We start from the raw sequence: 13,198 nt of genomic DNA, 5'->3' as shown, positions 1-13,198 counted from the left end.
GGTTTCTCCTTGAAGCTTGAGTTTTATTCACTTTGTTCACTGATGCGGACTTTCAGTTCGTGCTGGAAAGGTCTGGGAGGCAGGGTGGATTTCTCCTGAAACTGCCCGCGCAATTCGATGCGGTAAAGACCCACTTTGAGGGGCAAAACGGGTTTCTGAACGGGTTGACCGTCGATGCTGTGCAGCTTGACCCCGTCCATCACTTTGATCAGGATGCCCTCTGGGGTGCGTTCCAGTTGGGCAAGGTCGGAGGGGAGGTTTTTGTCTGGGATCAACACCACCCGGTCTGCTGCGGCAATGCCCTGATCCTTGCGGATGTGACAGACCAGAGCAGGATCTTTAGGACCCGGAACGCTGAATTTCTTGCCCTGAACTTCAAGTTGCAAGGGCAGTTTGCTGCTTTTCACGGCTCTGGGTGCAGGGGTTCCAGAGGCAGGCTTGCGAGACCTTGTGAGACCAAAGGCCAGAGCGCCCAGCACCACCACACCTGCCAGAATGTAGACCCACAGCAGGTTTGCAGGTGATTTGGCAGCCTCTCTGGCTTCGGTCAGCAGTTCAGTGCGGCTTTTGGTCAAGGCTGCAGCCTGATAGGCGTTTGGCGTGACGATCACGGCATCAAGGGTGCGGGTTTTGCCCCCCTGCTCCTGAAAAGGCAGTTGGATGGACGCACCACTTGCACTGTTGCTGTCCATGCGTTTCCAGCCTTTCAGCACCTGCTGGTAGCTTTCATCTCTGGTTCCGATGGGTTTTTTGTCGCTGGAAGCCACGCTGTAGGCGGTGTTGGTGAGGAGAACCAGCACCGTGTCCTGATTTTGCAGTTGCCCGGCAAGTTCCACGATGGCCTGTTCAGTGTCATGGCCTCCAGTGGTGGCAGGCTGCGCTGAAAGGGGCCAGAGCCGATTGACCTGCTGTTTGGCAGCATCGTCTTTCAGGCTGGCTGGCAGGGTGTAGGGGTTGAGGTCTGCACCGGGATGGGACCACACGTTCATTTCCCATGCATAGGCCGAAATGCGGTCCCCTTCGATGAGGTGTTCCCGGACCAGCAGGTTGGCGATTTCTCGGGCGGCCTGTGCCATGGTGGGGTCTTTGGGGAAATGGCCGGTGCTGAACGCAAAAGCCACATTCAGGTGTTGTTTCTCTGGGTCGGCTTTGCCCTCTTGCAAAGCCTGCGTGATCTGCTGGTACAGGGAGGTGGCAGAGTTTTGCAGCACCTCTTGATCCAGTTGAATGGCATTGTTTTGAGCAGTGGTTTGGGTGTTGTTTTGTGCAACGGCTTGCACCACCAAAAACAATGTGAGACACGAAATCAAACGACGATCACGATACATGCTTCAACCTCCGAAACGAAACAACTGGAAAACCCCTGTGGAAAAATGAACGTCTTCATTTTAATCACCATACGCTCAGAATCCAGTGATGGTTTCCAAAAGAACGATCATCAATCCATTACAAATATTGAAAGTTTTTCATCTCAGAAGCCAAAAACAGAATTCCAGAGCAACATCCAAAATGGTGTTCCCCAAAATCCATTCAAAACCCCACACGCGACAACAAATGACACGGCTCAGCCACAAGAACATCCAAGACAGCTTTTCTCAAGGGTGATCCATTTCACCTGCAAGCAAGAGAAGCACGCTTGGATGGAGGCCTTGGAACTCTGGAGCAGGTGGTTTTCCCTGTTCGTCCATGGATCACCCGAGGCCACCCTGTCATTTGCTGTCGCAGTGGAGGTTTAAAGTGGAGGCATGCCAGGCACCTTGCTGATTCACCCGGACATCACTGCCCTTGCAGATTTTGTGCGGAACAACCACCCGGATTTCCCCACGGTGATTGCCACCAATTTGCTGTCAATGCGTTTTGTGCGCAAAGTCTCTGGCGGAGATTTGCGCACCACCACCTTGAAGCAGCTCTCCAACCGCATGCTGTCAAGGCAGGGCATCCGGGTGCTCTCCCCTTTCGAGAAACGCAAAATCTTGCAGCAGGTGGTGGAAAACACCAGCCTGCAGTACCTGCCGGTCAGCCGTCCCACTTTGAGACAACTGGGCAGGATCTTTTCCGAGTTGATGCACGCAGCCACCCCACCAGAGAAGCCTTTGACGGTGGCCCGCCCCCCCAGAGAGGTGGATGTGGCGGTGACCTATCAGGCGTACTTACAACACCTTTTTGCAAACAAGCTGGCCGATCCTGCTGCAGTGGAGTTTTTTGCACTGTCCTGCCCTCCCGAGCAGGGAAAACACCTGATTTATGGCTACCCTTACTTCGACCGGGCACAAATTGAATTGCTGGAGAAGGTGTGTTTGCCGGGCAGTGTGGTGACCCTGACCAGCTTTGGGCACCGCACCCTGATCAAGGCCAGAGGCAGCCGCAAAGCGTTTGAAGCGCTGGGATGGCAGGTTGTGCAGGCACCGGACGCTGCGCGTTCCACGGTCGGAACCCGGGCTGTAGAGCACCTTTTGAATCCATCAGGCGAGGTGCCAGAACACATCACCCACACGGCTTGCGCAAATCCAGAGCAGGAGGTGCGTCAGGTGATGGGCCACATCCACCACCTGCTGACCTCTGGGACGCCTCCTGAAGATGTGGTGGTGGTGGTGCGCGATGAGCACACCCACTTGCCCCTGATCCGTGAAATCAGCCGACGTTACCACCTGCCCATTTTGTGCGGCCAGATGCTGCCCCTGCACTTCACCCATTCAGCCAAACTGGTGCTCGCCCTGCTGAAAGCCAACGAAAACAACTGGGAGCACCACGCAGCTTTGCAGGTGTTGCAGCATCCTTTGAGCCGCTTTGCAGACGAGGTGGCCCTGAAACGCAAAACCCTGATCCCTCCTCCTCAAGCGCTGGAAGCATGGCAACTGGAAGGCAATTTCCGTGCTTTGCACCTTCCACTGAAAGCCACTGGCAATGTGTACGCCGAAAAAATCCGGCTGGCTCTGGAATTTCTGGGAGTAGACCGCACTGTACGAGGCACCCATCAGACGGTGATGGCGGTCCGTCGGGTGCTGGACGTGCTGGAATCCCTGACTTTGCTGAAAGAAACCACCCTTGCCGAACTGCAGCTCGAACTCACCGAGGATTTTCTGGACATCGGGGTGCCCACTGTGTATTCCCAGAGGGGGGTGCGGGTGGCCAGTCCTCTGGCCCTCAGTGGACGCAAGTACCCCCATGTGTTTGTGCTGGGCCTCAGTGACACGGTGTTTCCTCAGCGGCCTTCGGCGGATGTGCTGCTGGACGACCACATCCGCGAACGCTGGGAGAAAGCCGGGGTGGATCTGGTGCGTCAGGGGGAACGCATGCATGTGGAACGGGCTTACCTGCATGCCTGCCTGAACGCTGCCATCGACCACCTTCACCTGTTCAGGCCCCTGTTTGACCTCAAAGGGAAAGCTCTGGAAGCTTCGCCCCTGATTCGAATGTTTCAGTATGCACCAAGCCTTCCAGAGCCGCTTCCTGTCACCGAGATCGAAAAAGGCCTCAAAGGCAACGTTTCAGAGGAGGTCTTGCAGAAAGCAGAACGGGAAAAGGCCAGACAGGAGCACTTTTTGTCTGAGCACCATGGAGAACTGTTTGTGGATTTGCCAGAGAACCATGTCTGGAGCCCGTCTCAACTGGTGAAATTCGGGCAATGCCGGTTTCAATGGCTGGCCTACAAAGCCATGAACCTGCAGCCTTTTCCAGAGGTGCCCACCACACTGGAACGCACCACCGAAGGCACTTTTGACCACAAGGTGCTGGAAGAATTGCTGAACCCCCACCTCGGGCAACAGGTCCACAAAGAGCAGCTTTTGCAGGAATTGCCTGCAGCTTTCGAGCGTGCCGAACGGGCACTGCAAGAATCTGGAGATTTGCCCCCTTTGCCCCACTGGAGGTTTCAGCGTGCAGAACTGCATTCCCACCTGAAGCACTTTGTGGAAAGTCCAGAGTTCCTGCAAGAGCACAGCATTGCTGTGGCTCTGGAGTTTCCCATCCAGCACACCTTGCAGCTTTCAAAAGGAAATTTCACTTATGGTGGAATCATCGACCGAATGGAAAGGCAAGGGGAAGATTTGCAGATCATCGATTACAAACGCCACAAATACATCAGTGAAATCGAAGGTCCAGAGGGGAAAAAACTGGAAATCCAACTTCCCCTGTATTTGATGGCCACAGGAGCACAAGAAGGCCGCTACCTGAGTGTGCTGGACCGCAAAAAGCGGGTGATCCGGGCTGTAGGACCTGCCAAAAACAGCAAAAAATACCAGTGGGAGGAGCACCGAAAGCAGGTGCTGGACTTTTTAGAGGACACCCAAACACATGCCCTGCAAAACGATTTTCAGCCCACCCCCAGCAATGGGGCCTGCCATTTCTGTGAATATGGTTCCCTTTGCCGGGTGAAAGCATGACCCTGACGCCCAGACAGAAATTGGCCGTGACCGCCCCCGGCAATGTGGTGATTCAGGCCGGAGCAGGCTCGGGGAAAACCCACGTGCTGGCCGAGCGCATCCTGTTCTTGCTGGAGCAGGGCCTCAAACCCAGAGAGCTGTGCGCGGTGACCTTCACAGAGGCGGCGGCCAGCGAATTGCGCAGCCGAGTGGAAGCCTATCTGGAAAAGAAACTTCCCGAGAACGAAACTTACTGGGGTGAGGTGCTGGATGACTTTCCGGAGGCGCAAATCTCCACCATCCACAGCCTGTGTGGACGCATTGCCCGGGAGCACCCTCTGGAAAGCGACGCCAGTTTCACCATGCAGGTGCTGGATGAAGGGGCTTTTCAGAACTGGTTGGACCGGATTTTTCCGGAGATGCTGCAAGACCTGCCCAGAGGGGTGTTGCAAGACCTCCCCTATTCCCTGCTGTCAAAGGCTTTGCGGGAACTGCTCAGCGATCCGCTGACCGCCGAACTGGCTCTGGAGCACATCGACAACCAGAGCCCTGAAGAACACCAGCGCATGCTCGAAAACCGCCTGCAAACTGCATGGAATGCCTTCGCTGAACAGCGAAACCTGCACTTGCAGGCTTTGAAAGGGATTCAGTGCCGGGATTTGTCTGACCCCCTGCACCCGATGTACACCTTTTTGCTGCAAGCTCTGGGTGAAGAAAGCTGCCAGACGTTCAGCCAGAGGTTTTTCAGTTTTCCCTACAGCAAAAGTGCAGGTCGGGCTCCAAGCTGGAGTGACCATGGCAAGGCAAAAATCCATGATGCAGTGCGCTGGCTGCAAGAAAAATTTGCACACCTGCAGGTTCGGGAAGTGGACCTCTGGCACCACCGGGCTTTGCAGCAGCTTCAGAACACTTACCTGCACACCCTCAAAAAACGCTACGCACTGTCGGTGCGGGACAACGTGATGGGTTTTGCCGATCTGGAATACCACGCAAGGCTGGCCATGCAACATCCGCATGTGCAAAAACATTATCAGGAACGCTGGAAGGTGCTGCTGATCGACGAGTTTCAGGACACCAGCCCGGCCCAGTGGACCATCCTGAAAAACCTGCTGTCTGACCGCACCCTGTACACCGTGGTGGGCGATGAAAAACAATCCATTTACGGCTTTCGTGGATCAGATGTGCGGCTCATTCAGGCCCTTGCCAGAGACACCCTGCAAGGGGGCAGTGTGGTGGACCTCGACACCAGTTTCCGCACCCACCACAGTCTGGTCGAGGCGGTCAACCGGGTGTTTGAAGTGCTCTTTGCAAAACAAACGCATCCGAGCAGCGTCCCCATGCGACCCCTCAAAGCCGCCCGTGCAGAAAAACCCTCTGCCCAGAGCTGTGTGGAAGTGCATGCTCTGGCCGGGGACACCATCACGGAACTCCGGGAGGCCGAAAGCCGTTTGCTGGTCCTGAGGATTCAGGATTTGTTGCGTCAGGGCACCGAAATCCATGACAGGCAACGTGGGCAAAAAAGGCGGGTGCAGCCCCGGGACATCGCCGTGCTGTACCGGGCCAAGACCCACCTCGACACCTACCTGACCCCGTTCAAAAAAGCGGGGATTCCCCATGTGGTGGAGTCGGGCAGCAGCCTGTTTGGAAGGCAGGAGGTTCAGGACCAGATCACTTTCCTGCAATTTCTGTCCAACCCTTTTGATGACCTTGCCCTCGCAGCCCTCTTGAGGGGTCCGTGTTTCATGCTCAGCGACCCAGAGTTGCTGTCCCTGACCCGCAACATGCAGCAAAGCCTCTGGCACACCCTGCAGGAAACCCCTGCATACACTGGCATCACCCGACTGCTGAAATCGGTGTTGCAAGAACGCACCGACAGCAGCCCTGTGGAGGTCCTCGAAGCCCTGCATGAACGCACCCGTTACCCTCTGGTGCTGTCCCGCCTGCCCGAAGCAGAGCGCCAGTTGCTGAATGTGTCCCGTTTCAAAGAGGTGCTGCGCGACCTGTACCGTCAGGGCCACACCGACATTTTTTCTGCCACTGCTGCCCTTTTGAAGCTGGTGGATGCCGGAGCCGAAGTTCCCGAGGCTGTTCCCCCCTCCCTGAATGCTGTGCGTTTCATGACCATCCACAAATCCAAAGGTCTGGAATTTCCAGTGGTGTTTCTGCTTGATGCCCTGCACACCAGCCCGAACTTCAAGGATCAGGTGCTGGTCGCCCATGACCTTGGGGTGGCCTTGATGCATCCGGATGAAACGGTGGAAGAATCCGAGAAATACCAGCACCTGCATGAAGAACTCAAGGTGCGCAGCCAACTGGAAGAACTGCGCGTGAAATACGTGGCATTCACCCGAGCGGCAGACCTCCTGCTCCTCTCCATGAACGTGACCCCCAAACAGGAGTTGGCTTACCACCAGATCATGCAGGCCCTGGGCACCACCGACCATGAAGTCTACCCCTATGAAGCATGGCAGATTCCCTCTCTGGAACCCATCATCTTGCCTCCACTGCCTGCACCTTCTGAAAATGACGCGTCAGGCAGCGGTCCTTTGCCCTTCTTGCTGCCCGAGAGCCTGCCCGTGACTTCGGTGGGTGTGTACCTGAAATGCCCCCGTTCTTTTGAATACCAGCACCTGAGGGGCATGAAGCCCGTCACCTTGCACTGGGGACCCAAAACCGAGCGCCCCCGCATCTTGAGGGGCAAGAACATCGGGGGGTTGGTGCACACCGCTCTGGAAAACCACTGGTTGACCTTTGAAGACATCCAGAGCCACCTTGAAGGAGAACACCCCGCAGTCCTGCACGAGGTGTTCCGTCTGGTGTCCAGCCTTGAAGATGAAGCCTTCAAGGACCTGCAAGGGCTGACCTTCCAGAGGGAACGGGCTTTCCGCATTTCGTATGGCGACATGGCTTTTGAAGGGGTGATCGATGCCTTCACCGACACGTGGATCATCGACTACAAAACCGATTCGCATCTGGATCCCGAGCACCACCTGCCACAAATGGCCCTCTACAGCCACCACCTGCAGATTCCAAAAGCCTCTCTGGTGTACCTCAGGCACAACACCTTGCACACCTTCTCAGCAGAGGAGTTGCAGAAGGGGCTGCAAGACATTGACCGGATGCTTTCGGGGTTGCGCTCTGGTGTCCTGAACGCCAATCCCAGTGCATTCAATTGTCGGTTTTGTCCGCATCAGACACACTGTCCGGATGCTGTTCCTCTGGATGATCCTTGCTGAGTTGATCCGTACTGAGTTGATCCGTGAAGAGGAGGATCCAAACGGATCCTCCTCTTTCAAAAAACCTTTTCCAGCGAGACAACCTCTTGTTCTTCTGTCAAATGCTTTTGATCACTCCAGAGCCTCCAAAGGCAACACCACTTTGAAGGTGCTCCCCTGCCCGAGGGCACTTTCCAGGAACATCTGGCCACCATGCGCCTCCACAATCCAGCGGGCAATCGGCAAACCCAGACCACTTCCACCGGGGTCCCGGGCGTCCACACGGGTGCGGTCCACGCGGAAAAACCGTTCAAAGACCTTGTGGTGGTGCTCTGGAGCAATTCCAATACCAGAGTCCTGCACGGTCAGGATGGCCTGCTGTTCTTCTTGCTGCAGGGAAATGTGGATTCGACCTCCAGCAGGTGTGTATTTCACAGCGTTTTCCAGCAAAATCAGGGTCATTTGTTTCAGGCGGTCGGTGTTGCCGTACAGTTCGATGCTCTGGACGTCGCCAAGGTCAAATTGGTGGCCGGGAGAAATGCGTTGCACCTCACGCCATGCTGAATGCACGACGGCATGCAAAGGCACTTCTTCATCAAGGCTGATGGCCCGGTCTGCACGGGCCAGTTGCAGCATGTTGCTGACCAGTCGGCTCAGGCGGGTGGCACTCTGGTGCACGTCCTGCAAGATTTCTTTCTTTTCATCCTCGGGGATGTCTTCATAGCGCAAGAGCACATCGAGGTTGCCCTGAATGGCCGCCAGAGGGGTTTTCAGTTCGTGGGCTGCGTCGTTGATGAACTGCTCTTGCCGATCTGAAATTTCACGGTTTTTCTTTTCCAGTTCGGCGGTTTCGGTGATGTCTCTGGAGGCAGCGACCATGCCAGTGACCTGATGGCCTTCCATGATCGGCATCACCACCACGTCCCAGCAACGCATCTGGCCTCTGGCTGTGGGACAAAAACCCTGAAATCGGCCGATTTTGCCATTCAAGGCGTCTTGCATGGATTGCAGAAGGGCTGGGTGGGCATCCTCGGGCCAGAGGGAAACCCACTGTTGGCCTTCCATCAAGGCGAAATCATCAATTTGCATCAGACGCATGCCATTGCTGTTCATGCGCAAAAGTCGGCCTGAGGGGTCCAGAAACTTCAAGCAATCCGGACTGATTTCAAAAAGTGCTTCCGAGGTGGCAGGGGTCTGTCCGGCCACTTGCACCGTAGATGTTGCCATGTTGATGAGGGTGATGCTGGCCCAGACCGAACCATCGGTTTGCACCACAGGAAAATACTGGACATGCAGGTTTTGCACCCTTTCCTGATGGGTGTGACCCAAAAAAGCCTGCCGGATCCGGTGGGGATTCAGGTTGTGGCATTGCTGGCAGATGTCTTCCAGATGCATGTGCAGCACAGGTTGATCCTGCAGGTGAAGGGCCTTGATCGCAAGGTCATTGAGGTGTTGCAATTCCCCTGAAGGTGCAAACATCAATATGCCCAGAGGGACCTGTGAGATCAGGCTGGTGGCCAGTGAGGCATGGATTTGATTTGAATCACCCTGGGTTGAAGCATTCATCTTTGCCTCCAATCATACCCAAGAGGTCAGGTTTAAGCAAAAAGTGTAACTCTTACTTTCTTCATGAAGGATGTGACATCCATTTTGATTGTAAGCCAGCATGATATCTGGAGCCGGAATTGATTTGAAGCTGTAAAGCCTCCTTTGCAGCAAAACCCACATTTCTTGCGAATGAAAACCATGACGTTCAGGGGACTCTGGAGGGTGGGATTTCTGAGGTGCATCCGCACCCCTCCAGCAGATGACGAAAATCCCATGTTTTGATTGCAAACCCCCTTATTTTTGGCAAATCCATGATCGTTTTTGATTGACTTTGATTTCTGGTCGGTCTATGCTGGGTGCAAACCACCCCATGAGGACCCTGAAATGCTTGAAATCCGCCTGAAAAAAATCCAGCAGTTCCTGTACTCACATGGCACCGCCACCGTGCAGGAGCTGGCAGACCACACCGGTGCCAGTGTGGCCACCATCCGCAGAGATCTGGTCAAAATGGAAGAAGACGGGCTGATCAGCCGCACCTATGGTGGAGCGACCCTCACCAGTGAAAACGGTGTGGAAATTGCCTTTCAGGTGCGTGAACATCAATTCTTGCGAGAAAAACGCGCCATTGCTGAAACTGCCTACAGCCACCTCAAAAGTGGCATGACTGTGTTTCTGGATGCTGGAACCACTGTGCTGCAACTGGCCCGCATCATCAAAATGCAGCCCCTGCCCCTGATTGTGATCACCAACGGCATCAGTGTCGCTCAGGAGTTGATCGGGGTCGCCGAAGTCAAAGTGATGCTGCTCGGAGGACAAATCCGCCCCGAGAACCTCTCCAATGTTGGTCCTTATGCGGAAAGGATGCTGGAACACTTCTGGTTTGATCTGCTGTTTCTGGGCACCAGTGCGGTGCGTCTGGAACATGGCTTGTTCACTCTGGACGCTGCCGAAGCTTCTTTGAATTACCGCATGCTGGAGCGGGCTGGAGAGAAAATCCTGCTGGCCGATTCCAGCAAATTCAACCGGAGTGCCCCTTACCGGGTGGCGGAAATCTCTGCCCTGGACTGCATCATCACCGACCAGCACCTGCCCGATGAACTGGCCAAGCGCATTCAGGACCAGAGGGTCAGGATTGAACGTGCCCCTGTGGCCTCCATCGACCCCCTATGACAGGCCTCTCGGGATGGGTGTTGACCTCCAGTGGTTTTCAAACCGGCACTTTGACGTTTGAAGGCCGGGTGCAGCATTTTGAACCGCAAGACCTTTCAGGAAACCTGCCCCATGTGGTGCCGGGCTTTCTGGATGTGCATGTGCATGGCGGGGGCGGTTTTGATGTGATGGACGGTCCTGAAGGCATTTTGGGCATGGCACGGTTTCACGCGCAGCACGGCACCACTTCCCTGCTGGCCACCACCATGACCCGACCCTGGGAACAGGTGCTGCAGGCCCTTTCAGACATCCAACAGGTGATGGGGACGAGCGCAAAAGGGGCAGCGCAAGTGCTCGGTGCCCATCTGGAAGGGCCTTTCATTTCGCCTCATCGCCTCGGGGCACAACCAGATTTCACCCTTGAACCGACCCCAGAGCGCGTTCAGGAGGTGCTGCAGGTGGGGTGCATCCGGTTGGTGACCCTTGCGCCGGAACTCCCAAATGCTCTGGAGGCCATCAAAACCTTTGCAGACCATGGGGTGCGGGTCAGCATGGGTCACACAGCAGGCAACGAAAACCATGTGCTGGAAGCTGTGGCACATGGGGCGCGAGGCTGCACCCACACCTTCAATGCCACAGGGGGCCTGACCGGACGTGAACCGGGGGTGCTCGGGGCGGTGTTGACCTGTCCAGAGGTGCAAGCAGAGGTGATTCTGGATTTTCACCATGTACATCCGCTTTCTTTCAAGCTGCTGCACACCCTCAAGCCAGAAGCCACCCTGCTGATCACCGACGCCATGCGGGCCGCGGGCCTACCAGACGGTGTTTACGATCTGGGAGGGCAAGCAGTGCAGGTGAAAGAGGGGGTGACCCGCACCCTTTCGGGATCTCTGGCCGGCAGTGTGCTGACCATGGATCAGGCGGTGCGCAACGCTGTAGAGTGTGGGGTTGCTCTGGAGGAAGCCGTACGCATGGCGTCACGGTATCCCGCACGTCATCTGGGTCTCCAGCACAAAGGGGAAATCAAAGTCGGTCATGATGCCGATCTGGTGGTGCTGGACACAGGTTTGCAGGTCCAACAGGTGTATATAAAAGGCCAAGCTGTGTTGCCTGCTTGAAGCGTTTGGAGTTCACAGGATGATTCTGGAGTTCACCTGACCCACAAGGTCAGGTGTTTGTGCTTTCTGGTGCAGTTTCACAGATGATGTTGGCCGATGTTCTCTGGTGCGCTGTAGGCAAACTTCCTGCCGTGAACTGTTCTGCACGAGGATCTGAAGGCACCACCTCTCCCATGAACCACCACTGGATCATGAAGAATCAAGGAAAAATCAATTCTAATCATTATCGCTTATCTAAGTGATTGACTTTGATTGAATCTTGACTTAGGATGAAGACACCCAGAGATTCAACCTGAAGCGGCCCATGCCGCCACATTGCCATTCATCACCATCCACCGGAGGAAGCCATGCAAAGAAAACACCTGATTGCCCTCGGAGCTGTTTCGCTGACCTGCTCACTTGCAGCCGCCCAGAACCTCAAACCGGAGTACATCGCGCAGGCCACCGAGCGCACCATCCAACTGGACGGGGACCTCAAGGATTGGAACGGCCTGCCCAAGTACACCATCGAGATGTCCAATGGATTCCCCTCGGTTCCGGTGGGTTCCAAAGGGTACTTTCAGGTGGCTTACGACCAGAGAAACCTGTATCTGGTGGGGGTGTTTGATCAGGAGAAATCCACCGTGCTGGCCAAGCTTGCACAGGATGCCCCCGAGTGGTGGAACGATGACGTACTGGAGATTTACTTCCAGCCCAACCGCACCGACAAAGTGCCCACCACCCAGCATTTCGCCATCAGCCCATCTGGAGTGCGCTTCAAGAACTACACCGCCACCACCGAATACCAGACCGCCTCCAAAATCGAAGACAACCGCTGGATTGTGGAAGTGGCCTTCCCTCTGGGACAGGGGGTGTTTGCCTCTGCACAGGATGGCAGTGCATGGAACCTCAAGGTGGGCCGCGAGCACCAGAAAGCCGGAGAATACCCCCTCTGGCCGATGGGCGGCGACTTCAATGCCGAAACCAATTACGGCATCCTCAGCTTCAACAAAACCTTGCAAGACGCCAACGCCCTGCTCAGCAAATACCAGGTTGCCACTGAAGCCGCCGCACCCATCCAGAGCCAGCTTTCGGACATCTCCTCTTTTGCCACCTATTACGGGCAGGATGCACAGTCCATCAGCAAACTGAGCAACTTTGATCTGGCGATCACCCAGCCAGTGCTGACCAGAGCACAACTGGACGCCCTGCACGAAAACGGCACCCGCGTGGTGGCTTACCTGAGCATTGGGGAACTCGATCCCGGAAGCGTCTGGGCCAGTGAAGTCAAAGACAGCTGGGTGCTGGGCACCAACGAAAACTGGGGCTCCAAATTCATCAATGCCAGCGAAACCGGATGGCAGGACATCATGGTGCGTGAAACGGGCAAACTGCTGGCACAGGGCTACGATGGGGTGTTCCTCGACACCCTGGACACCGCAGATGTGTATCCACAGGCCGCCTCTGGTCTGGTGGCCACGGTGTCCAGGCTGCGCAGCACCTATCCCAATGCAGTGATCGTGCAAAACCGGGGCTTTTCCCTGCTCAAACAGACCGCCGAGCAGATTGATGCTGTGATGTTCGAGGGTTTTTCCAGTGCGTGGGATTTCAGCAAAAAGGAGTACCACACGGTGCAGGGCGACCCCAACTTTGTGGCTGCATACGCCAAACGGGGACTGGTGGTGCTGGCCCAGGACTACGCCAACAGCGACGACACCCACACCATCACCAGCGACTACCTGCGGGCCAGACAGTTCGGATTCATCCCATACGTCTCCAACCTGATGCTCGACCAGCTGTACATCCCCGAGCTGTGAGGCCCCTTCAG

General features: G+C 55.7%; 8 protein-coding genes. 6 read left to right on the top strand and 2 right to left on the bottom strand.

The annotated features are described in order from the left end of the window. Positions 1-23: 23 nt before the first annotated feature. Positions 24-1,328, bottom strand: a complete 1,305-nt coding sequence (locus Q371_RS04035; RefSeq protein WP_034336407.1) for a hypothetical protein — start codon at positions 1,326-1,328, stop codon at positions 24-26. Positions 1,329-1,373: 45 nt separating this feature from the next. Here Q371_RS04035 and Q371_RS04030 point away from each other — a divergent pair, with 45 nt between their 5' ends. The 3 genes from Q371_RS04030 to Q371_RS04020 are packed head-to-tail and all read left to right on the top strand — an operon-like array spanning position 1,374 to position 7,597. Further along, a complete protein-coding gene (locus Q371_RS04030) occupies positions 1,374-1,736 on the top strand; it encodes a hypothetical protein (protein WP_034336404.1) in 363 nt (120 codons plus the stop codon). A gap of 9 nt (positions 1,737-1,745) precedes the next feature. Then, positions 1,746-4,382 (top strand): PD-(D/E)XK nuclease family protein, encoded by a 2,637-nt coding sequence (locus Q371_RS04025; protein ID WP_034336401.1) that lies wholly within the window; start codon positions 1,746-1,748, stop codon positions 4,380-4,382. Next, entirely contained in the window at positions 4,379-7,597 is a 3,219-nt protein-coding gene (locus tag Q371_RS04020) for a UvrD-helicase domain-containing protein (RefSeq protein WP_034336398.1), read from the top strand. The genes Q371_RS04025 and Q371_RS04020 overlap by 4 nt, the downstream gene beginning before the upstream one ends. 111 nt (positions 7,598-7,708) lie before the next feature. On the opposite strand, the gene Q371_RS25280 is transcribed toward Q371_RS04020, so the two are convergent. Then, positions 7,709-9,142, bottom strand: coding sequence for a sensor histidine kinase (locus Q371_RS25280; protein WP_051963187.1), 1,434 nt, complete (start codon positions 9,140-9,142; stop codon positions 7,709-7,711). Positions 9,143-9,508: 366 nt separating this feature from the next. On the opposite strand from Q371_RS25280, the gene Q371_RS04010 reads away from it, so the two are divergent. The 3 genes from Q371_RS04010 to Q371_RS04000 all read left to right on the top strand — a co-directional run bounded on the left by Q371_RS04010 (position 9,509) and on the right by Q371_RS04000 (position 13,187). After that, the gene (locus tag Q371_RS04010; RefSeq protein WP_084571219.1) at positions 9,509-10,294 is read left to right on the top strand and encodes a DeoR/GlpR family DNA-binding transcription regulator; all 786 of its coding nucleotides are present in this window, start codon (positions 9,509-9,511) and stop codon (positions 10,292-10,294) included. Further along, the gene (nagA, locus tag Q371_RS04005; RefSeq protein WP_034336395.1) at positions 10,291-11,391 is read left to right on the top strand and encodes an N-acetylglucosamine-6-phosphate deacetylase; all 1,101 of its coding nucleotides are present in this window, start codon (positions 10,291-10,293) and stop codon (positions 11,389-11,391) included. Before Q371_RS04010 ends, nagA begins: the two co-directional genes overlap by 4 nt. A 347-nt stretch (positions 11,392-11,738) precedes the next feature. After that, a complete protein-coding gene (locus tag Q371_RS04000; protein WP_034336392.1) occupies positions 11,739-13,187 on the top strand; it encodes an endo alpha-1,4 polygalactosaminidase in 1,449 nt (482 codons plus the stop codon). Positions 13,188-13,198: the final 11 nt, after the last annotated feature.

It is taken from the genome of Deinococcus misasensis DSM 22328 (assembly GCF_000745915.1).
In the GTDB taxonomy this organism is placed as follows: domain Bacteria; phylum Deinococcota; class Deinococci; order Deinococcales; family Deinococcaceae; genus Deinococcus_C; species Deinococcus_C misasensis.
Note: the sequence above shows the minus strand (reverse complement) of the source record. Positions and strands in the feature narration are given on the sequence as shown.